Origin of the sequence: Caldicellulosiruptor sp. DIB 104C (assembly GCF_028198085.1) — a bacterium.
Taxonomy (GTDB): domain Bacteria; phylum Bacillota; class Thermoanaerobacteria; order Caldicellulosiruptorales; family Caldicellulosiruptoraceae; genus Caldicellulosiruptor; species Caldicellulosiruptor saccharolyticus.
In genome coordinates this window covers 2,558,701-2,581,247 of sequence record NZ_CP116337.1, presented here as the reverse complement: position 1 = coordinate 2,581,247, position 22,547 = coordinate 2,558,701, and the positions used below count along the sequence as shown (strand labels likewise).

The 22,547-nt window shown below is 36.4% G+C and carries 20 protein-coding genes and 1 pseudogene; 4 read left to right on the top strand and 17 right to left on the bottom strand.

What is annotated here, in order from left to right; translation table 11 throughout:
* Positions 1 to 52: 52 nt before the first annotated feature.
* From PGC14_RS12630 to PGC14_RS12610, 5 genes are all read right to left on the bottom strand, one after another.
* Positions 53 to 1,192, bottom strand: coding sequence for a TIGR02678 family protein (locus PGC14_RS12630; protein ID WP_039767550.1), 1,140 nt, complete (start codon positions 1,190 to 1,192; stop codon positions 53 to 55).
* Positions 1,193 to 1,225: 33 nt separating this feature from the next.
* Positions 1,226 to 2,689: a TIGR02677 family protein gene (locus PGC14_RS12625; protein ID WP_271629113.1), complete on the bottom strand. Its 1,464-nt coding sequence runs from the start codon at positions 2,687 to 2,689 to the stop codon at positions 1,226 to 1,228.
* 143 nt (positions 2,690 to 2,832) lie between these two features.
* Positions 2,833 to 3,408 (bottom strand): hypothetical protein, encoded by a 576-nt coding sequence (locus PGC14_RS12620; protein WP_271629112.1) that lies wholly within the window; start codon positions 3,406 to 3,408, stop codon positions 2,833 to 2,835.
* A 72-nt stretch (positions 3,409 to 3,480) separates the two neighbouring features.
* The gene (queA, locus tag PGC14_RS12615) at positions 3,481 to 4,521 is read right to left on the bottom strand and encodes a tRNA preQ1(34) S-adenosylmethionine ribosyltransferase-isomerase QueA (RefSeq protein WP_271629111.1); all 1,041 of its coding nucleotides are present in this window, start codon (positions 4,519 to 4,521) and stop codon (positions 3,481 to 3,483) included.
* Positions 4,518 to 6,257: a SpoIID/LytB domain-containing protein gene (locus PGC14_RS12610; RefSeq protein ID WP_271629110.1), complete on the bottom strand. Its 1,740-nt coding sequence runs from the start codon at positions 6,255 to 6,257 to the stop codon at positions 4,518 to 4,520. Before PGC14_RS12610 ends, queA begins: the two co-directional genes overlap by 4 nt.
* A 146-nt stretch (positions 6,258 to 6,403) precedes the next feature.
* Here PGC14_RS12610 and PGC14_RS12605 point away from each other — a divergent pair, with 146 nt between their 5' ends.
* The 4 genes from PGC14_RS12605 to PGC14_RS12590 all read left to right on the top strand — a co-directional run bounded on the left by PGC14_RS12605 (position 6,404) and on the right by PGC14_RS12590 (position 9,865).
* Positions 6,404 to 7,024 (top strand): potassium channel family protein, encoded by a 621-nt coding sequence (locus PGC14_RS12605; RefSeq protein WP_039767560.1) that lies wholly within the window; start codon positions 6,404 to 6,406, stop codon positions 7,022 to 7,024.
* Positions 7,021 to 7,686, top strand: a complete 666-nt coding sequence (locus PGC14_RS12600) for a potassium channel family protein (RefSeq protein ID WP_039767562.1) — start codon at positions 7,021 to 7,023, stop codon at positions 7,684 to 7,686. The genes PGC14_RS12605 and PGC14_RS12600 overlap by 4 nt, the downstream gene beginning before the upstream one ends.
* A gap of 164 nt (positions 7,687 to 7,850) precedes the next feature.
* Complete coding sequence (locus tag PGC14_RS12595) at positions 7,851 to 9,362, top strand: TrkH family potassium uptake protein (protein ID WP_039767565.1); 1,512 nt, start codon at positions 7,851 to 7,853, stop codon at positions 9,360 to 9,362.
* An 8-nt stretch (positions 9,363 to 9,370) separates the two neighbouring features.
* Positions 9,371 to 9,865 (top strand): DNA-binding protein, encoded by a 495-nt coding sequence (locus PGC14_RS12590; RefSeq protein ID WP_156823687.1) that lies wholly within the window; start codon positions 9,371 to 9,373, stop codon positions 9,863 to 9,865.
* 98 nt (positions 9,866 to 9,963) lie between these two features.
* Here the strand turns inward: PGC14_RS12590 and PGC14_RS12585 are convergent, their stop codons facing one another.
* The 12 genes and pseudogenes from PGC14_RS12585 to PGC14_RS12530 form a co-directional block, all read right to left on the bottom strand.
* Positions 9,964 to 11,133 (bottom strand): ABC transporter permease, encoded by a 1,170-nt coding sequence (locus PGC14_RS12585; RefSeq protein WP_271629109.1) that lies wholly within the window; start codon positions 11,131 to 11,133, stop codon positions 9,964 to 9,966.
* Positions 11,117 to 12,058, bottom strand: a complete 942-nt coding sequence (locus tag PGC14_RS12580; RefSeq protein ID WP_271629108.1) for an ABC transporter ATP-binding protein — start codon at positions 12,056 to 12,058, stop codon at positions 11,117 to 11,119. The genes PGC14_RS12585 and PGC14_RS12580 overlap by 17 nt, the downstream gene beginning before the upstream one ends.
* 31 nt (positions 12,059 to 12,089) lie before the next feature.
* Positions 12,090 to 12,830, bottom strand: a complete 741-nt coding sequence (locus PGC14_RS12575) for a hypothetical protein (RefSeq protein ID WP_271629107.1) — start codon at positions 12,828 to 12,830, stop codon at positions 12,090 to 12,092.
* Between the two features lie 23 nt (positions 12,831 to 12,853).
* On the bottom strand, positions 12,854 to 13,606 hold the full coding sequence (locus PGC14_RS12570; RefSeq protein WP_039764051.1) for a hypothetical protein: 753 nt from the start codon (positions 13,604 to 13,606) through the stop codon (positions 12,854 to 12,856).
* Positions 13,593 to 14,300, bottom strand: coding sequence for an ATP-binding cassette domain-containing protein (locus PGC14_RS12565; RefSeq protein ID WP_039764052.1), 708 nt, complete (start codon positions 14,298 to 14,300; stop codon positions 13,593 to 13,595). The genes PGC14_RS12570 and PGC14_RS12565 overlap by 14 nt, the downstream gene beginning before the upstream one ends.
* A gap of 8 nt (positions 14,301 to 14,308) precedes the next feature.
* On the bottom strand, positions 14,309 to 14,674 hold the full coding sequence (locus PGC14_RS12560) for a GntR family transcriptional regulator (RefSeq protein ID WP_271629106.1): 366 nt from the start codon (positions 14,672 to 14,674) through the stop codon (positions 14,309 to 14,311).
* A 264-nt stretch (positions 14,675 to 14,938) separates the two neighbouring features.
* On the bottom strand, positions 14,939 to 15,436 hold the full coding sequence (locus PGC14_RS12555; protein ID WP_271629105.1) for a VanZ family protein: 498 nt from the start codon (positions 15,434 to 15,436) through the stop codon (positions 14,939 to 14,941).
* A 140-nt stretch (positions 15,437 to 15,576) separates the two neighbouring features.
* On the bottom strand, positions 15,577 to 16,563 hold the full coding sequence (locus PGC14_RS12550) for a glycoside hydrolase family 5 protein (RefSeq protein WP_271629104.1): 987 nt from the start codon (positions 16,561 to 16,563) through the stop codon (positions 15,577 to 15,579).
* An 89-nt stretch (positions 16,564 to 16,652) separates the two neighbouring features.
* Positions 16,653 to 18,785 (bottom strand): sugar phosphate nucleotidyltransferase, encoded by a 2,133-nt coding sequence (locus PGC14_RS12545; RefSeq protein ID WP_271629103.1) that lies wholly within the window; start codon positions 18,783 to 18,785, stop codon positions 16,653 to 16,655.
* Positions 18,786 to 18,859: 74 nt separating this feature from the next.
* On the bottom strand, positions 18,860 to 20,398 hold the full coding sequence (locus PGC14_RS12540) for an IS200/IS605 family accessory protein TnpB-related protein (protein ID WP_271629889.1): 1,539 nt from the start codon (positions 20,396 to 20,398) through the stop codon (positions 18,860 to 18,862).
* Positions 20,367 to 20,973, bottom strand: a pseudogene (locus PGC14_RS12535) (IS607 family transposase). The gene PGC14_RS12540 and the pseudogene PGC14_RS12535 overlap by 32 nt, the downstream one beginning before the upstream one ends.
* 87 nt (positions 20,974 to 21,060) lie before the next feature.
* On the bottom strand, positions 21,061 to 22,257 hold the full coding sequence (locus PGC14_RS12530; RefSeq protein ID WP_271629102.1) for a glycosyltransferase family 4 protein: 1,197 nt from the start codon (positions 22,255 to 22,257) through the stop codon (positions 21,061 to 21,063).
* Positions 22,258 to 22,547 lie beyond the last annotated feature (290 nt).

Below are 22,547 nucleotides of genomic sequence, written 5' to 3'. Positions count from 1 at the left end.
AAAAACCTCCATCTTGTTCTTTTTTCAAAACGCTTTTTCTTTAAATACTCTTTTAAATACTCTCTTCAGCTTCATCTAAAACTTGGTACTCGCCGACCACTTTAAGATATATTGGATAGATTACAACAAATCCGTCTTCTTGCAGTTTTGCAAATCCAAGTTCATACAAAAACTTCAAAAACTCGTCAAACACTTTCTCAAGGCTTTTTTCTCGCCATTCTTTGTTCCAAAAATTTTTGTACTGTTTTTGCACATCTTCCAAAATGGACTTTAAAGAGGTTACGTGAATCTCCAAGGTTTCATTTGTAGGGTGAAGACTGTATTCACCCTTTTCTATCTTTGATAAAAGCATGCTTGCAACCAAAAGAAGAATGTCGCATAGGTTGCTATCGTCAGGATAGGTATTTTTATAATTCTCGCTAATAGCCAAAAATGCAAAAGACTTGAATATATGAAAACTTGCCTCTGGCAGATGTTTTTCAAGCTCTGATGTAATGTTAACCTTTTGACGTTTTATATACAAAAGCTCATCCTCATTCTCAAAATTAACACTGCCATCAACAACAAGCCCTCTGTACGCCCTAATCCTTTTGATATCTGATATGGGCTGTGAAATTCCATTTGTAAACTCAAATTCACTATTTAAAATCTCCTGCCAGCTGCTGTACTCAGTAATACTCTTTGGAAATATTCTCATAAAATATCGCGAAATTCCTGTCGACTCGTAAAGCACCTCTGCCTCACTATTTTCCGCAAACTCTTCCTGGTTCCCATCATCAATTCTTATCATCCTCATCTTTTCACAAAACTTAAGCACTCTGATTAGGGAGCGTCTGTTTGAGTAAAGCGTCCAATCAATCTCTTCATCTGGAAAGTTCATTCTGATATATTCTGTGATGTTGGAAAGCAAAAACTGGTCTTCTGGACCTTTGTCTTCTAAAAAGGCAAGGACAAGGCACAAAAACGCATAGTCTCGCGGCTGTTCAAAATCAAGTACTCCCATACACTCTTTGGGCATAAGCGGCACTTTTTCAAGTTTTACCATGTTTGAGGTTGTTATAAATTTTAAACCCAAGTTTTTTGCAATAAACTCTCTTGTTTCTTTGTCAAGATTTTTTAGCCTGTAAAATGTCTCACTATCCTCTTCTTTCAATATCCAAAAATTTTCAAGAAGCTTCAAAAGATCACCCATATTTTTACTCTTCCTTCTTTGCAAAGTTTTTGTTTACTCATCAACAAACTCAAGGACATACGCTGGCATGTCCATCTTGCCATCAGTGCACTCTAAGATACACCTTTTATCATCTTGGGGTCTTATGACTCTAAACTTTTTGCCAGAGTCAGTGTTTGCCACTTTGCTGCTAAGTCCTCGTGACAGCCACACAAAAAGCCTTTTTCTGACCTCTGGTGTAATCCTTGGAAGCCTTTCAAACTCTATTTTGTTCCCTTTAAGGAGGCTTTGCAAAAGCTCATTTTCTTCTTCAATCTTCTTTTTGTACTCTTCAAACCTCTTCTTCTTTTCTTCAGAAAACTCGCTTGCAGGAACTACTTTGATCTTCTCTCTAATTAATCTTCCTCGTGATTTTAAAGGCACTTTAAAACTTGGAAGGTCAAGAATGCTAATAGCTGTTGACTCGGTGGCTCTTGGAAAGTCGCCTGTGATATATTTTGGACACATTACACCAAATACAACAGCAGACAACTTATGACACTCTGATATGTCAAGATTTGAAAACAGTCTTGCTAAGTGCTTATACTCCTCTGTCCTGTTTACTTTAAGTGTTGAGGACTCTGAAAGCCTTGCTGCATAACTTGAAACCTTTCTAATTATCTGCTGAATCTGCTCAAGAAGTCTTTCTGCCTGCCCGTTTGGACTGACAAACCAGTCTTTTATATTCTGCCATCTGCTTTTGATATACCCTTCTATTGTGCCGCCATCTCTGAATATATTTTTGGGATGTTCTTTTTCTGCCTGAATTATGTACATCAAAAGCTCATCCACCTTGAACTGTGGCAGGTTCAAAAAAAGAGTCCTTATCCTTGGCAGATAACCTTGGAACATGTCATGAAAATTGTAAAGGTAATGTACAAGTTTTGATTTATATTCTAAAAACTTTTCTTTTATCATTAGACTTTCATATTCAGAGGATGTCAGCATAGAAATGTACTCTGTATAGCTTCTTTCTATCTCCTCAAATGCACCTGTTAGCTCATCCCACCAATCAACTGCCTGTTCTTGTGGGGCTTTTAAGACAATATCAATCTTTAGCAAAAGCTCATATATCTTTTCTATGTGTTTTGGATTTAGCTCTGCTTTTGTTTCCTGTGAATTTTCAAGCTCAAACAAAAACCTTTCTATCCTAAGTCCAATTGAGGTAAGCTCGTACAAAAACCTCTTGTTTTTGAACTCTTGCAAGGTGGCTGTTTTAGAGGTATCTTGAGTGGATTTGAGATTACCCCAGTCAACAAGGCTTTTGAGGTCTTGCTCGCACATCTCTTCTGTGTAGTCAGAAAAGTTTGGAAGAGTTTTTAAAAAGCTGTATATCTCGTCCTTTGTCAGCCTGTTTTTGTACTGCATGTGATTTAAAAAGCAAAACCTCATAATAGCCCTGTACCTTTCTGCATTTGGCTCAGTGAGATATTTAAACTGTTTCATTTGTGCAAGAAGAGGTATTGTAAATTGTGTCATGGCAATTGTTTCATCCTTGATAGGAATTTTTAGTTTATTTTATTATATCACAAAAAAGAAACCCAAAACAAAAAAGCTCTCATTGGCAGCTTGAAACAAAATCAAAGCAATTTCTGCCAATGAGAGCTGGTGCTTTAGCCTTTTTAACTTGCACTAGGGAGAGCCTTTTTAAGCCTGCTTATCTCAACCTCGTGTCTTCCAAGGATTTCATAAAAGACTTCAACGCTTACTCTCTTCTCTTTCAGCTCTTTTACATCTTCTTTTAGAGTTCTGAAATCATCAGAAAGTCTTCTTACTGCAAGCTCAACAATTGAGATTCTGTCATCTATGTATTTCTTGAGCTCTTCATGCTCTCGTGCATTTTGCTGCATGTAAGACTCTTGAATCTCAGCCATAAGCTCAAGTTTTCTCTTGAGGTCTTCAAGCATAACAGAGTTCTTTGCTGTCTCTTTTTCCAATCTGTCAACCCTTTGTTCTAATACATCCACTTTCTGCTCTAATCTCTCAACTCTCTGCTCTAAGCTATCAACTCTTTTCTCAAGGGCATCAAGCCTTTGCTCAACCTTGTCAAGCCTTTCTTCTACCCTGTCAAGCCTCTCTTCTACCCTGTCAAGCCTCTCTTCTACCTGTCTAAGCCTTTGTTTTACTTCTTCAACAGCAGCAGCAACACCGTCCACCTTTTCAAGCACAAGCCCTATCATCTGCTTTATCTCTTCCATGGTTATTAAACCCTCCACACTTAATTTGACATTATTATATCCTATCCATTTTCAATTGTAAATTGGAAAATTTTATTTTTTGAGTATCAACATAGCATCTCCAAAACTAAAAAACCTATAACGCTCCTCAACAGCCACTTTATATGCGTTCATTATCCTCTCATACCCACCAAATGCACACACAAGCATCATCAAGGTTGTATCTGGAAGATGAAAGTTTGTGACAAGTCCATCTAAAATTTTAAACTCGTAGCCTGGGTAGATGAAGATATCTGTCCACCCTTTTTGTGCCCTCACAACACCCTTCTCAACTGCTGCTGACTCTAAAACCCTGCACGATGTTGTCCCAACTGCAATTACTCTTTTGCCAAGTCTTTTTGCCTCGTTTATTCTCTCTGCCACATCTTCAGATATCTCATAGTACTCCTCGTGCATCTTGTGCTCTTCAATATTCTCAACCTTTACAGGTTTAAAAGTTCCAAGCCCAACGTGCAGTGTCACATACAAAATCTCAACACCCTTTTTTGATATTTTGCTAAGGAGCTCTTCTGTAAAGTGAAGACCTGCAGTCGGTGCTGCAGCAGACCCCGGCACTTTGCTGTACACTGTCTGGTACCTTGAGAGGTCATCAAGCTCCTCTTTTATATATGGTGGAAGAGGAATCTTGCCAAGCTTTTCTAAAACCTCTTCAAACACCCCTTCATAATAGAACCTCACAATCCTTGTGCCTTCTTCCTGGTTTACATGCAAAACCTCGGCTTTGAGCTCTCCATTGCCAAACACAAACTTTCTTCCTTTGCGCGCCTTTTTGCCCGGCCGTGTCATTACCTCCCATGTGTTTATATCAAGCCTTTTTACAAGCAAAAATTCTATAAAACTCCCAGTGTCCTCTCTTTGCCCAATTAGCCTTGCAGGTATGACCTTTGAGTTATTTAGAACAAGACAATCACCCTCATTTAAATATTCAACTATGTCGCGGAAAATTCTGTGCTCGATTGTACCGTCAGGTAAAATAACCATAAGTCTTGAGCTGTCACGCGGCTCCACAGGTTTTTGTGCAATCAGCTCATCTGGCAGGTCATAGTGAAAGTCGCTGAGTTTCCACTTTTTCATCTTTTCTCAATTTCAACCCCTGTGTAATAGTGTTTTATAATCTGTTTATAGTTATACCCACTGTCAGCAAGGCCTTTTGCACCCCACTGGCTCATACCAACTCCATGTCCCCAACCTTTGCCGTTGAACGTGTACGTTGTAGGAATGATTGGTACCTCTTCCACTGTACCATCTTCTTTTACAACCTTTACTGTAGAAGTTGCTGATACGCTGCCGCCTGCCCCAGAGTTTGAGCTTGTTTCACCACCTGAATAAATAGCATCATATACAGCTGAAATAACATCGTTCTTTGCAGAAGAATAAATACTGCTATCAACAGTCTGCCCAGTGTTTACTTTCCCATTTAATATACTTTCACCATTTTCGGCAAGAACTTTACTATTACTAATCCTTGTTCGCTTTACCTTGCCATTTTCATCTACAACATTGACATCTGCATCTGTTACGATTGTATATGCCTGGCTATAAAGTCCAAACAAAAGCCTTGTTGCTTCTTTCTGGCACTCGTACTCACCAGCTGTTCCAACAATTTTGAGCCTTAATACCCTTCCAGCCTTTGTATACTCTAAGACTTTTATATCCAATATATCCCCTACATCAATATTTTTCTTCTTCAGCATGTTTTTTATCTCATCTCTGGTAAACTGGAAGGTCCATGATGACTTTGAATTTTTCGCCTCTTTTGAGTTATCAACAGACCTCAAATACTCAACAGGATACATCCACACATTTTCAGAATCTTCTGTTGGAATCCCACCTGTTGATGAAAAGTACACAGCATCAATTGGTTTGCCTTTATATGTTATTATCTCGCCTCTTGTTGCGTCAACAGCCAAAATTGCCCTCTTTTCACCGTACGTGCCATCAACCGCCCCACCATACACCTGGCAATGGTCTGTAGGGCACAGGTCAAACCCTAAAGCGCCATGTCTGTTTAAATTCCTCACAGCATATGTCCTTGCAATAACTGCAAACGCTTTTACAGCTTCAATGTTCCAAAACGGATCTATCTCCATCCTTATAACACCATATAAGTACTCTTCCAATTTTGAGACGTTTATAACAGTCATATCACTGCCCTTTATGCGCTTAAACTCAACTCTTCCTCGATACCACCTGTTGTCAACTTTTATCCTCTCTATACCATTTTCCTGTTGTGGAATGAGCATTAAAAATTTACTGTTTTGCCCATCAAAAGCAAAAAGAACTTTTCCTTTTTCATCCTTCACAAGCACCATTGTTTCAGAGGAATAAAGGGTTGCCCTTTTAAGTTTTGATTGGAGCTTTTTAGCCTCCTGAAGATTGCTAAAACTGCCAATTAGCACAGAGTATCCATTGTTTATATAACCCACAAAAGCATCTTTATATGCACCCAAATAGTCTTTTAGAGCATTCTTTGCAGTAGCATAGGATATATACCTGCCTACTGCAATGTGTATGTTTGCTCCTTCTTTGCCATCTTTTTTGTATACGTCCTTTGAAACAATTAAAGTATCTTTCTGAGTATTGGCAACTGTGATAAAGTTTTTATCATCAGAAATTCCTATGTAAAGTCCGCCTTTTGCATAGATTTTTGTTTCAACCACAGGCCTTGAGCTACCATACTTGTCAGCATAGTATATTCCTATTCTTATCCACTGTGGGATTTGAGTTTGCGAAAATGTGGGTAATATATTAACTGAAAGAAAAACAAAGATAATTAATAAAGCGACCCCGCAGCAAGCTTTCTTTTTCAACTTCAGTCTCTCCCTAATGTTTTGATTTTGAAATTTGAACTTATTATTTTATTGTACCAAAAACCCTCTTGTTAGTCTATTGTAAAAGGAATATAATTTAATCTATGAATTTTATAGACTAATAATTTGGGTGGAGGGGCAAAAAATTGTATATCATAGTGGTTGGGTGCGGGAAGGTCGGGTCCACTTTAGCAAAGTCGCTTTCTGATGAAGGACATGATGTTGTTGTCATAGACTCTGATGCTAAAAACTTTGAACGGCTTGGCCCTGACTTTAATGGCATGAAAATTCAGGGTGTTGTGATTGACGAGGATGTGCTAAAACAGGCAGGGATTGAAAGAGCAGATGCACTGGCAGCAGTAACACCTGATGATAGTACAAATATTATGACAGCCCAGATAGCAGAAGAGATTTATCAAGTTCCAAAAGTGATTGCAAGAATTTATGATCCGCTGCGGGAAGATATTTTCCACTCGCTTGGCCTTGAGACAATCTGTCCAACAACCTTGGTTGTTGAGTACATCAAATCAATCTTGCTTTCACGTGAGATTCGTCATAAGCACAGGTTTGGCAAAGATGATGTGTTTTTCAAATATGTCACACCAAAAAGAGATGATGTGGGAAAAGGCTTAGATAAGATAGTTTTGCCTGAAAACTGTTATCTTTTTGGTATAATCCGAAATGAACATTTTTACTTTAAGAATAAGAACATAAAACTCCAGGAAAATGATATTATGGTAATTGCTGAGAAGAAGGTGAATCAATGAGAGTTGTCATTGTTGGTGGTGGAAAGGTAGGATATTTTTTGACAAAGCTCTTGGTCGAAAGCGGAAAATATCACATAACTGTGATTGAGGAGCAGCCAGAGCTTTGCAGAAAAGTTGCTGAAGAGTTTTCAAATGTAACTGCGATAGAAGGAGACGGCACATCTTTGGATACACTTTCTGATGCAAAGGTTCATAAGTGTGACTTTTTTATTGCCGTCACAGGAAAGGATGAAGACAACCTAATAGCGTGTCAGCTTGCAAAAAGAGTGTTTGAGGTCAAAAGAACAATTGCAAGGGCCAACAATCCAAAAAATATCAATGTAATGAAGCGGCTTGGAGTGGACAATGTTATATCATCAACAGATATCATTGCAAAGATTATAGAGCATGAAGTGGAGATAGAGCCTTTATCTGTTCTTGCAACACTCAAAAATGGTGAAATCATAGTGTTCCAGACAGTTGTGCAGAAAAATTCACCTGCTGCATACAAAAAGATTGCAGAGGTGCCATTCCCAAAAGAGAGCATCATCGGCGCAATAATAAGGGAAAATGAAACATTTGTACCCTCTGGTGACAGTGTAATTCTCCCTGGAGATACTCTTTTGGTCATCATCAATGAAAGGGATAGGGACCAATTTAAAAAGCTTATTTCTTCAAAATAATGAGGTGACGAAGAATTGAAAAAGAAAAGAGATATCAAAAAAATTACATTAGGTGTCTTGACAGAAATTGGCCTTGTATTGGGATTTATCGCAGTTGGTTTCATTGGCTCACTGTTAGTTTACTTGATACTTTGAAGCTTAAAAAGTGAGGAGATAAACAAGCGATGGACAAGTCTGTTTTCAAAAGCGACCATATAGAGCTAAGACATGTCCTTTACATGACAGGAAAGACACTGAGTGCAATTGGGCTTGTTGAGATAATTGCAGTTATTACATCTTTGTTATACAAAGAATGGAATATGGCTTTTAATTTAATGATTGGTACAGGACTATTTTTTGTGTTGAGTTTTATTTTTATTTTCATCGGAAGAGACACAAAAGACCAGAGGTTTTCATGGGGCGCAGGAATGAGCATGGTAGGGCTAACATGGGCACTGGGTGGATTGATTTCAGCCATACCACCTTATCTCTCAGGTCATTTTGCTTCGTATTTAGATGCATTTTTTGAAGTGATGAGTGGATATACAACAACCGGCCTTGTTTTGATCCAGGACCTTGACCATGCACCAATGGGGCTTAATATGTGGCGACACTTAATCACATATATTGGCGGACAAGGCATGGTGCTCATGACCTTGAGCTTTTTAGCCTCCGGTATGCGCGGGCTTTTAAAAGTTTACATGGGCGAGGCAAGAGATGAGCAAATCTTCCCAAATGTCATTCACACTGCAAGAATAATCTGGTTTGTAAGCCTTTTGTATTTGGTTCTGGGCACAACGGCACTTACAATAACCGGGGTTTTAATTGGCTTGCCACTGGATATGGCATTTTTCAGGGGTCTTTGGATGTTTTTGGGCGGCTGGGACACAGCCGGGTTTGCACCTCAATCTCAAAATGCAATGTATTTTCATAGCACATCATATGAAATTATTAGTATGATGATAATGCTCTTGGGAACAATAAACTTTGCTCTGCACTATTTTATTCTGAGCGGAAATTACAAAGAAGGAATCAGAAATGCTGAGATAAAAAGCTTGTTTGTGACAATAACATCCCTAAGCGTTTTAGGAATAATTGCTCTCAAGGCAGTTTATTCAACACCAATTATTGCTTTTAGAAAGGTGTTTTACCACTTTGTATCTGCTCACACAGGCACAGGTTTTGCAACACTTTATTCACAGCAGTTTTTCTATGAGTGGTCAGATGCTGCTATTATACTCATTGTAATAGCAATGCTTGCAGGTGGGTCTGTGTGCTCAACTGCAGGTGGTATTAAAGCACTCAGAATTGCAATTTTAGCCAATGCTCTTGTGAATGATATTAAAAAAATGATTCGGCCAGATTCTGCTGTTGTTGTTGAGAAATTTCATCATTTAAAAGAGGTGGCTTTACAAGACAGGCATGTGAGAAATGCATCTATCATTGTCCTTTTGTACATTGTAACATTTACTATTGGCACTTTGGCTGGCACTTTTTATGGATATCCTCTAAAACAGGCAATGTTTGAGTCTGCCTCAGCGCTTGGCAATGTTGGACTCTCAAGCGGGATTACCCAACCTTCCATGCCAGATGGTTTAAAAGTGATTTACATTTTTATGATGTGGGTGGGAAGGCTTGAGTTTATGTCTGTAATAGCTCTTTTTGCATTCTTATTTAAAGAAGCAAGGGAAGGATAGAAAAGAAGATGATGAGAAAATCTTGGATTGTGTTAGTTATAATTCTTATTGGATTTTTGATAAAGCTCCTTCAAGAAACTGCATCTGCAAAACCCATTGATAGCAACACTCTCATTAACAACGCTTTTAAATATGATGGCAAAGTTGTTGAGTTTCAAGGCGAAGCGATTGGCGAGATAATGAAAAGAGGAGATTTTGCGTGGGTCAATATTCATGATGGTCAAAATGCCATCGGAATTTTTATGAGATATGAAGATGCAAAGAAAATAAAATATTTGGGAAGATACCGAGTAAAAGGAGATATTGTTTATGTAAAAGGCATTTTTAATAGAGCTTGCAAAGAACACGGCGGTGATTTGGACTTACACGCACAAAAGGTTGAGATTGTAAAAAGAGGGTATAAAATAGATGAGAGAATTGACAGGACAAGAGCAGTTTTAGGAATAGGAATTTTTCTTATCGGAAGTTTTCTTATGTGGATTGTGTTTAGAAATAAATGGTAAAGATAAAGTAGAACCTCCCTTTTGGAGTTTGAGCATAAACTTTTTGTCCAAAAGGGAGGGTAAAATAGATAAACAGCTATTTATATGCTTTAAAGGTATTAAACAAGTAAATCTTTTTTGTTGAATATTTTCAACGAAGTTGACAAAAATATAACAATATATCCAAATAAAACCAAAATGCTTACAAATGGTGTCATTATAGATACCATAACATTTGTTGCAATATTATTTTCTAAAATATCTAATGGGTTTAGATAGGTGTAAAGTAAAATTGCTTTTAAAAAATTTATTTTAGAAACTGCTTGTGAAATAGGAGAGACTATAAAATATATACCGTATACCATCAAGAAGCTCAAAGTATTTGCAGTTGAATTGCTTTTGCTAATTGCTGAAATAAAAAAGCTAAGCGCACAGCAAGCAGTTATGATTAAGAGCTGTAAAAGCAATGCATATATCAAGAATTTTCCTAATGGCACTATATAAGTACTACCATATATTGGTATCAACTCTAAACCGTGTTTTCTGTATCTTGTGCCAACAGTAATCGGATATTTTAAATCTATAAAACCATATAATAATCCTGTTATTATAAACACCAAAATTTCTGAAATTATCACAAGCGCTGAACACACAATAGTTGCAGAAATAAACTTGGAAAGAGCTATTTTAAATCTGCTTATGGGTCTTGTCACTAATAAACTTATTGTTTTTTGAGATATTTCATTTGACACAATGTCTGAAGCAAAGATAAAAACTATAAACGGTAGAAGAAAAATTATCAATCCTAAAAATATGTTCATAACCGTCCAGTTATTGATTTGCCACAAAGTATAAGGTTTTATGCTTTTCTTTAAACAGTATTCATACTCTAATATTTGCTCCCTATAGTATTCTTTTGAATCCAGCAAACTCAAATCAGTAGCTTCTTTCATTGATTTTTTGAGCTTATCCAGTTGATTTTTAACATCTTTTTTCCAGTCTGTTGATTTCATAGAGATTTTTAAATTATCTATATAAGCCTGACTTTGTAATATTTGCTCATCTATCTTTTGCTTTTTGATAGGGTCTTTTGTTTTCATTCTCTCTTTTTTTAAATTAGCTATCTTTTGCTGTGTAATTTTTATCTCATTTTCAGGAGATGTTGCCTTTATAATTGCAATTGTACCCCATACACCTACAACAGAGAAAATTAAAATAACAGCAAGTCCAATTAGTATTTTTTTTCTGTAAAACATTTTTATAATTTCATTCTTAATAAGATCTTTCATTGCTCAACACCTCACCACTATAAATTTTTAAATACACACTTTCCAAATTCTCAGTCTTTTCATAAAAATCACGAACAGACACATTATTTTGAAACAAAAAATTGAGAAAATCCATCTTTTTATCTCCCAGAAGCTCCACCTCAATTTTGTCGCCATCAGTACTCACTACTTTTACCTGATTAAACTTCTCAATAATCTTGGTAATTTGTGAAACTTCTAAATTATCCGGGTTCAAAACAACAACAAATCTCTTGCATCCATTTTCTTCTTTCTGCGCTAACTCCTTTACCATCTCAATTTTCCCATCTTTAATAAATATCACTTTCTCACAGATTTCTTCTATTTCATTAAGGTTGTGGGATGAGATAAAAATGGTTGTCTTCTTGTTTTTCGAAAGACTTCTCAATAGCTTCCTTAGCTCAATTATTCCTGAAGGGTCAAGACCGTTTGTTGGCTCATCTAAGATAAGAAGTTTTGGTTCTGTCAAAATTGCCATTGCCAATGCCAGTCTCTGTTTCATGCCAAGTGAATATTTTTTAGCCTTTTGTTTCAAAGCATAATCAATTCCCACAAATTTAGCTGCTTCATAAATCTTTTCCTTACCAATTCTATAAATTCGCGCAATTTGAGCCATGTTCTCAAAACCGGTTAAAAATTCATAAACCTCTGGTTTTTCAACGATACAGCCTACATACCTCATTGCATTTAAAGGCTCTTTAACAACATCATGCCCAAAAATCTTGATTTGGCCATCTGTTGGTCGTATAAGCCCTGTCATCATTTTAATTGTTGTTGTCTTGCCAGCTCCATTTGGCCCCACAAAGCCTACAGTTTCACCCTCATCAATATCAAAAGAAACTCCTTTTATCACTTCTTTTTTCCCAAATCTTTTGTAAACAGAAATGACCTCAACTGCTTTTGACATTTTCTAAATACACCTCCACTTCCTATTTATTTTATAAATTTAAGTGCTTATCAATTACCTTGGCACAAGCCAAGAGAATAACCGCTATTACCAATATGTGTATTCCACTTACTGTCCAAAACAAATAACTACCATTCAAAGCTTTATAATCTTCGAACTGAGGAAAAAGCAGCACATCAATAAAAGGATTTGACATTGAGTAGATTAAAATCCCTGGTGCAACTGCCACCATAACGATAGTAACTAATCGGCTGAGCCATATATTTAATCTTTTAAAAATTGTATTAGAAAATGTTATTATCATGAAAATGAATAAGTATGATAATAAGAATAAGGCAGCAAATAGTAAAAAAGCACGAAAAGCTCTAAAGGAAGTAAATACTTTTAGCAATAAGCTTGCCGTATCTCGTATTAAAAAGCTGTGAAAAGTTTGACGAAAAACTATATTTAAAAAAACTTCAATAATTGTAAATGACACCAAATATAATAAGATGTCCAGTAAAATTATTAGCATTCTTCCAAAAACTATGTGCATTCCTTTAAGCTTAGGAGACCCAAATATCAAATAACCATGACCTGACCTGAAAACCGAAGAGTATTCAACCAAGGTGTAGATAAACGTTGTCAAAAAAGAAAGGAATAAAGCTATTACCATAGTACCTTTTTGATTATCAAAATAATTGCTGCCAAAGAGTGCAGCAACACAGCCTAAAACCACCCAGTAAGCAGTTATCCCCTTTCTTCTTTTAATCTCATACTTCAGAAATCTCAAAAACACTTTTACCACCCTTTCTTTTACAAATCCATTTTAGTTTTCATGCGTGAAATGGAAGTTATAGCAAAAAGAACAATCGCTATTAGCGTAATTGCTATAACTATAAAATTTAGCAGAAAAGTAGAAAGATTAACCTTTTGAAGTATATTAATTGGTCCACCACTGGCAAAACCCTGTACCAAAAACAAAAAAAGCGCAATTATGTCCACAGCAGTATCTACAGCATTATAAAAATGTCTGTTACTCCAACACTTATATATCATACAAATATGCATCCAAAGACTTAGCATAAGAATAAATGATAAATCTATCAGAACAATTCCACAATTAGTTTTAAAATCTAAATTTTTGTTTAAGTATAAAATCCACCACCAATATTTGCCGTAAAGTTTTTCATCTACCATACTCATTGCAAATAAAAGCAATAATAGATAAGCTTTTGTAAGCATTATGTCTAAAACAAAATTAATCAGTCTTGCAAAATAGACATTGGCTGCACTTGCATAAGGAGAACCAAAAATCAAATACTTTTTCCCTCTTGACAGAAGCTTAAAATACATAACTATGTGAAGTACTAATAATGATAGCGTTGCAAGCAAGTAAGAAAATGAAACTCCTGCAAGAAAACTTTCAACACCTGGATTATTATTTAGAGTAAGTTTTCCCCCATAGCGATAGAAATAAAATACAACTATGTTTAAAACAATAAAAAATATAATGTAAAAAAATTTTTGATCTATCATCTGGTATTTTATCAATTTAAATATTTTCATCTTTGAGCACCTCTTTGAAAAACTGGTTTATCGAAAGTCCCTTTTCTTCTCTTATTCTTTCGGTTGAGCCATAATAAAGTATTTTCCCATTATTTAAGAATATAACTTCATCAAATATGTGTTCAATTTCAGATATGATGTTAGTTGAAATTATGATGCTTTTTTCTTCTGATATATTTTGTAATATCATCTCAAAGACAAAATCTCTTGAAACAGGGTCAACATACGCTAAAGGTTCATCTAAAAGATATAGTTTTGCGTCTCTGGAAAAGAGCATTGCAATGGAAAATTTTTCTATATTTCCTCTTGATAACTGATGTATCTTCTCCTTGGGATTAACTTTTAACTTCTCCAGCAATTTAAATGCTTTTGAGTTGTCAAAATCATCATAAAAATCTTTAAAAAACTCAATGGCATCACTTACTCTCATCCACTTCTCAAACATAATTGTATCAGGTAAAAAAGCAACAAACCTTCTTGTCAAAAGCCCAACCTTCTTGCCTTCAATTAAAATCTCTCCAGTACTTGGCTGAACAAACCCAGCAATGAGTTTTAAAAGAGTGGTTTTTCCTGCTCCATTTTCGCCTATCAGTCCCACAATTTTACCTTTATCCAAGGAAAAGCTAACATTTTCCAAAGCTACTTTCTTTCTTGAACCATACCATTTTGTTACGTTTTTAACTTCAAGAAGCATTTTTTATTCTACCCCTCTTTCTTAATCTTTTTTTCAAGAAGCTGTATAATTTCTTTATCTGAAAAACCAATATCATTCATTGACTTAATAAAATCCTCTATCATTTTTGCAGCCATTTCTTCTCTCATCTTAGCTATTACTCTCTCATCCTTTGTCACAAAGTTTCCAATTCCTCTTTCTGTGAAAATAAGATTCTCCCTTTCTAATTCCTGAAGAACCCTTTGAATTGTATTGGGATTTACACTAAACATCTGCGCCATCTCCCTGACAGATGAAAGTTTTTCCCCCGGCCGCAAATTTCCACTGGCAATTCTCTTTTTTAAAAACTCCATTATCTGTAAGTACACTGGAATGTTAGGGTCAAATTTTAGCAATATAATTCCTCCATGTGTTAGTGTGTTAATTAAATAATACACTAATACTGCAATATTGTCAATACATTTTTTAAATCATACCGTTGTATTTTTAAGGACCGTTTAAAATGAGAAATGTAGTTTCTTTAAAATCATATCCAACGATTTGAAAAAACAAATTCGATACAAATCTAATTATCACCCAGCCAAAAGGTATAAAAAATCGCCCCTGATTTTGTAATTTCCCACAAACCAGAGGCGTAATGTATCTTAAATAACAACTTTTTATAAGCCTTCTCCTTTATTTTCATCACAATTCATCTTCATAGTTTTATTTAATTTACCTTTCATACTTCTTATCCCCAAATACCCAAATATCCCTATTGAGTCAATCATCACGTCAACAGGGCTTGGACCTCTGCCAAAGACAAATACCTGATGAAACTCGTCTGAAACAGCATAAAGGACCGAAAAAATACCACTTAATATGGCAGATTTTTTTGAACTTTTATTTGTCTCAAAAAAAGCTCGATAAAACAGCATACATAAGATAAAGTACTCTGTAACATGCGCAATCTTTCTTATTAAAAACTCAAAACCTTTTCTGTTTACAGCTGTTATAATGTCTTTTTCTGCTAAGGCTTCAATTATCCTTTCAATAAAAAGTGCAATTGAAAAGCTCTTTTGGTGCGAAATAGCTCCTTCTTGGGATGAAAAGTAAAAAATCACAGCCATCCATATAAAGACAAGTGCCCATCTTATGTATATTTTTCGTTTAACCAAAGTAGATGTTCCTTTCTTCTATTTGAGCAAAACAGGTGTTATATCATCAATTATATTACCAATTCATCAATCTTACCATTGTGCAATACCACAAAACTGGACAAGACTTTTATGACAAAGTGCCTCATAAACAAACCTTGCTAAAATCTCATCAAAAGCTCAAGAAGCTTTCTGTCAAGCTTGTGACCGTAAAAGTCTTCATATTGCACATCTTTTCTTCCAGAGTCAATTATTCCAAACGGTCCTCTCAAATTCCAAAGCGCAATGCCAATACCAAACTCTTTTAAAACATCCAAAACATCAGATAGCCATCTTAAAACAACATCATGAGATGTGTACTTATAAGCTCCACCTTCGCCGCAGATAACTCCAACTCCATAATCAAATAGTTTTGTCCACTTCTCATAATGTCTTCTTAAATATTCCCTGTCAATAACCTCACCATTATCACGCACAAGCGGCCATGAAGGCTCAGAAAATTTGTCACTTCCCTCAACCCACTCTGCCTTGTAGTGTGTCAGCTCAAAAGGAATGTATGCCCTGCAAGCTTGTGCAACACCTAAACTTGTGAGCTCAAAAACAGGTTCATTGCCATAGTCAACACCGTCAATTATAATAAGCCTCTCTTTATCAATCTCTCTTATCTTTTCAATTGTATACGTCATGACTCTTATAAAATCCTCTTTTGTCATCTCCTCTTTTGAATACTGTCTTGGTTCATTTATAAGGTTAAAACTCAAATGTTTTGAAGATATCCCTTTATACCTTTTGGCAAAAGTCTGCCAGTATGATACAAATAGTTCAAGAGGTTCTTTGTCTTTCCACAGATTATAGCCTTCCTTAGTTTTCTCATTTACACAATATCCGGGCGCACCGTGAATGTTCAAACAAATATGAATACCGTACTTTTGACCCCAGACAACTACTTTGTCTATTATCTCCAAAACTTCTTCTTTAATTTCAGGCCTTTCTTCTACATACCAGTTCCTGTAGTTCATAGGTATTCTTGCAAAATTGAATCCCCACTCTTCCATCCACTTAAAATCGTCTTCAAAAAAGCCATAGCTCATATTAGGAACAAAAAGCCCAAGTAGGTTGAATCCTTTGTATCTTGGAAGTTTGTTCAATTTTCGGTACCTCCTCATTATCACTCATAAAAAACAAAAGGGAGGTTTTAAAGAAACTAACTTCCCTTTGCCTTTCATTTTAATTCAATTCAAATCACTGCTGCCTCTAATTTCTTTACTCTATCTATCATTTCTTTAACATCAAGAAGCCATTCTAAAATCAAAAGAATTGAAGAGATCGCATCATAGTAGAAGAAATAATTAATCTTGGTATCAAGAACCTCTTTCATATACTCTCTTATCTCATTCCCAGTAAATTTGATTGGAAAATCTACAAGCTTTTCAACATCACTCATAAACGACTTGAAAAATTCTGGCAAGATAATGCGGTCATTTTTGAATTTTTTCATCTCAAGCCATGCAAGGAGCATCTTTAACTTTTCGCCATAGACTGTACAATCACTCATAATCATTATAAAATGCTCGCCTTGTCTGTCAATCAAAAATCCTGCATTATACTCGCTTTGCAAACACAATCCTTTTAGGTTCTCAACACAATGTTTTGACCCACCAGAAATTAAAGTAGCTTTTATGTGATAGCGGGAGCAAATCTTGTCAAATAGTGAAATTATCTCTTTGTCCTCTGAAAGAATGCATATTTTTTTATTCCTGAGCTTGTTTACATCAAAAGTCGTCTCAAGCCTGTTAAAGTACATCTCTAAGGGAGATGATACAAGCTCATTTACAAAATGAATTGTTGACGATGTTCTAAAATCACATGTCACAAACAGATTTTCAATCTTTCTTTCTAAGCCCTTGTCAATATTTATTCCGTTTTGGTCAAATATCTCAATTCTTATGCTGTTGCCTCGTGTTCGCACATAAACACCTGCATCATAATAGTCCTGAACAATATATCTAAATATCGGCAGAATAATTCCTCTTGTTCTGTAAAGTCTTGCACCTGTTATCTGGCATCCTGTCTCAATTGCCTTTCTTATAACACTGCTCTTTTCTGTATAGTCATCGCCAATGAGTATCCGGGCGTTTTTGTCAAACACAGAACCAAGAGAATTTCCAAGTTTTATCGCAAACTGGGGCGTAACTTCTAAATTGAAATCTCCTGTGATGCCTCTTATCCAAAATACACTCTTTATCACCTCAGTACCCCAGTATATATTCTCATCTATAACAGTATTTGCTTCAACAACCTTTTCTGGCCATATTTTAGCTTCAGCCTTAACCTCAACAAAATCTTTTAATAGATTTTTCTCACCAACAACTGCCTTTTCATTGACCCTGACATAGTCTTTTAAAACTGACTTGTTACATATAACACATCCTTTTAACTCACAGTTTTTGCCAATATAACTCCCATTCCATACAATTGCCCTTTCTAATTTGGTTCCTTTTTCTATCTTTACTCCATCACCAATTACAGTAAATTCGCCTATTTCAACATCATCTTCAATCTCACATTCACAACCAACAAAAACCTTTCCCATAAATTTAACAGAATTAGAGATATTACAATTATTTCCAATCCATGAGCTTGCCAAATCAAGGTCTAAAATTCCACCAAGTTTAAATATATCCTTATGTGCTTTTATATAACTGCCAATATCACCAATATCACACCAATACCCTTCCATTTTATACCCGTACATTGGCACATTCCCACTTAAGAGTTTTGGAAATAGGTCTTTGCTAAAGTCAAATGGCTTTCCATCTTCTATATAATCCAAAATCTCCGGTTCAATAATGTATATCCCTGTGTTAGCTAAGTTTGAAAATACCTCACTCCACGAAGGCTTTTCAAAAAACCTTCTGATTCTCCCCTCTTCATCTGTCAAGACAATACCATACTCTATTGGTATCTCAACCTCTTTTAGAAGAATTGTGACCTTGCTCTTTTTTTCCTTGTGAAACTTGATTGCAGCAGACAAATCAGCATTTGTAATCCCATCCCCGCTCAAGACAACAAAAGTCTCATCTAAAAACGACTTTGCATTTTTGACAGAACCTGCAGTGCCAAGAGGCCTGTCTTCAACAAAATGTTGCATCTTTACGCCAAATTTGCTGCCATCTTCAAAGTAATTCATTATTTTATCTGGATGATACTGAAGGGTTGTCCCAATTTCATAAATTCCGTGGCGCTTTAAAAGCTCTACAGCATACTCCATAACAGGTCTCCCAAAAAAAGGAATCATTGGCTTTGGCAAGGAAACTGTCAAAGGTCTTAGCCTTGTCCCCGCACCTCCTGCCATTATAATACCTTTCATAACCTTTTAACCTGGTCAACCAAACTGTGCACATTAGCACGAGTTTGGTGGCTGGGGTATTTGTAGTCCGCCTTTCAGGCTTTCCCAGCCCCAGCAGGCGGTATTTGGGAAAGCCATAGCCCCTGTCCCAAGAAACAGGAACTCGCGCCCTTCCAGGTCTTCCCCACTTGCCCTGAAATCAAAAGCGATTTCAGGACAGATATATCACGCAGGACTCTGTCAGGGGAGAGTGGCGTTACCACCGCTACCCTGAGAACTCGCCAGGGATTGTGGTTTTTGCCACGACTACCTGCACTTGTTCCATCCAGAGGCACGAATAGCCTCCCTGGCTCACTCCCAGAGCTTTGTAAAATCCCTATCACCCTATCTATCTCTCTGAGTTGCTTTCTCCTCAGATGTTTGTTCTTGACTACCTTCCTTACATACTCTTTTAGCTCTTCCAGGTTGTTTACATCAAGCCTACTGAGGAGTAGCATGTAGTTGTGCGGTATCCTCTCTCTCAAGCCAAGTCCTCTTCGCGCTATTACATACGCTGCCGCAATATCCTTGCTCACCATAAACTGCGGTGCATACTTTAACATCCCTATCACAGAAGTATACGCCGGGTCTACTTCTATAACCTCTATCCCTTCTCGCTTTGCCAGAAGTTTTACCTTCTCCAAAAGTGACCTGTACCCAAAATAGTGCCTTATCCGTCTTGATTTTCTGCCTGAAAAGTCTCCTCTTCTGCCTCTGTCCTGTATGCTGAGACTCTCAATCACTATAGCTTTTTGCTTCTCTTTCGCCATTTGTACTATCATGTGTGCATACTGCCACCTGTAATACTCTCTCTTGCTTGAGCTCCCACTCTCAAGCTTCTCAAGTGGTATTCTGCCATATCCCAGAAACTCTCCGTGCTCATCTGTTTCTACCCATGCAACATTCTTTGGATATGCGTTAGTGTCTATCCCTATAACCCCATTCGCTCTCGTTATCGCAGGCTGTGGAAAAACTTCTTCAATAACAAAGTAGGCATATACTACACCACTTTTAAGTTTCAGCTGGACAGAGTAGGGCTGCCCGGAAATACTTATCACCTCAAGAAGTTGATTCCTATCAATATACGTTCCATCTTTTATCTTCCATCCGGACTGTATCCTCGCACATACATACTCCCTTTCTCCCACGTTGATTCTAAGTCTTGTACAATCTTCACCTGTCTCAATCCTTGTATTGAGATTCCCCTTCTTGCTCCTGTCTCCTCTTGAGTACAGATTCCCCTTCCTTTTCTCCTGCCACTCTCGTTGAAGTTTCCTATATACATTGCCGTTTATGTGTCGCCTCTTTAGTTTTTCAAAAAGTTGCCTACCACCAAAAATGACCTTTTCAGGATTTTCTCCTCTTTCTTTGCATGAGTCTAAAACACTGTTTGCTTTCATTATTGCATCATCAACGTATCGGGAATTAAGATTGAAAATTCCTTGCAGCTCTCTTTTGAGTTCATTCCTTTTATGCCCTTCCAGTAACCTCTTGTATGCATACCTCATACAGGACGACCATCTTCTCATAAGGTCTAATACCTTTTGCCTATCTTCGCTGCTGTCAAAAATTAGCTTCGCCTGAACTGTTACCATGTCTTTTAGCACCTCTTTGTCCATAAATCCTCGCTGCAAAAAATGTTACTATCGCCTATTAAGTCCTCTGCCAGTTCTCTGTTAATATCTTCTTCGTTTTCTCTGCCATTTAACACTACAAGTTCTACCCCAAAACTCTCCATGAAAAACTTAAGATATTCAAATCCAAACCTTGCAAGTCTGTCAGGATACTCTATTACAACTCTTGCAACTTCCCCTCTTTTGATTTTGTTCAAAAGTTTTAATAGTCCTCTCCTGTTTTCATTCACTCCGCTGGCTATTTCAGATATAACTTCATACTGCCAACCTTGCAACTTGGCATATTCTTCAAGTCTTCTAATTTGGTTTTTAAGGTACTCTTCTTGCTTTTTAGTGGAGACTCTTGCATACAAAACAACGGTTGGTTTTGGTTTTTCCTCTATCATGCCAAGTAGTTTTTCTATGTCTTCTTTTTTATACCTTCTCCTTCCCATAGGTAGCCTGAGAGGTGTTATTAACCCTTCCTTCTCCCAGTTTATTAGTGTTCTTCGGCTGATACCATATATCTCTTTAACTTTTTGCACACTTAGCAACATTCAATATCACCTAGTCAAAATTATACCTTTTTGCATTGTTATTTTCAACCGTTGTGACCTCCTTTAGCCTCACTAAACACCTTTTATTCATGCTTTTTCACAAAACCACTCCATCTTTTTACTCTCATCAATTATGCCAGCATATACCTCTCTTAGCCTCTCTACAATCCTATCCCACGAAAAAATCTCTTTTGCATCTTCAAATCCTTTTTCAGCAAGTTTTTTGCGCAAGCTTTCGTCATTTAGCAACGATAAAATCATGTCTGCAAGTGAGTTTGAATTTCCACAGAAAAAGGTAAGCCCATTTTCTCCATGTTTGATTATCTCAGCAAAACCTCCAATGTCAGACACAACCGTGCTACATCCTGCTGCCATTGCTTCTAAAGCAACAATGCCAAATGGCTCATACAAACTTGGAAAAACTGCAATGTCAGCAACTTTAAAAAGCTTTTTCCGCTCTTCATCAGAAATAAAACCTGTAAACAAGACTTTTTGTGAAAGTCCCATGCCATGTGCCCTTGAATAAAGCTCACCATACATCGGGCCATTTCCAGCAATTATAAGTTTTGTATTGTAGTACCTCTCAAGGACTATCCTAAAGCTGTCAAGTAGGACGTGAATTCCTTTTTCGTACACATGCCTTCCGATGAAAAAGATTATTTTTTCACTGTCAAGGGCAAATCTTCTTCTAAATTCGATGTCATACTCAACATTTGAAAACTCTTCAAAGTCAATTCCATTGGGTATGACAACGCATTTGTCAGGTGTGAGGCTAAAAATCCGCTCACATTCGTTTTTCATATAATTTGAGTTGACAATTACCTTCCATGCCTCAAAAGTAAGCCACCACTCAACGTTGTGAATAAACCTTTGAAATTCATTATGAATACCACCATTTCTGCCATGTTCTGTTGCATGTATTGTGCAAACCATTGGAACTCTTAAAGAGTGTTTTACCATTCTTGCTGCAAAAGCTGTCAGCCAGTCATGTGCATGGATAATATCAAATTTGCCATATTTTCTTGCCAAATCTATGGCTTTTTCAGCCATTGCCATGTTCATAAGCATAACCCAGTCAATAAAATTTAGCGGATTTAGAGGATAGAGAGGAACTCTTGCAATTTTAAGATTTCCATAGTCTTCAAATCTTTCGTAATCTTCAGAAAATGTAACTACATAGACAGTGTCTTTTTCTGAAAGCCTTTGTGAGATGCTTTGAACAACCCTTGAGATGCCGCCAACAATCCTTGGTGGATATTCCCAAGTAAGCTGCAGTATTTTCAACCATTCATCTCCTTTCTATTGGCAATTTTCTTTAAAAGGGTTTATATATTTTATACCACTTTGCATAAAGTTTTAACAGAAATGTTTCTATAATTTTAGTTTCTTTATCTAAAATTATCTTCTCCAACTTCTAATACTTTAAGTTTGTAAATCTTTCACTTAGAACTATTCTTCAAAAAATTGTGCAATTTGCATAAACATTTTATTTAAACTTTGTCATTATTGATGTTTTTTCAATGGTATATTCAAAATATCAGCTTAATTTCTAAAATACAACTTTAGAGGAGGGG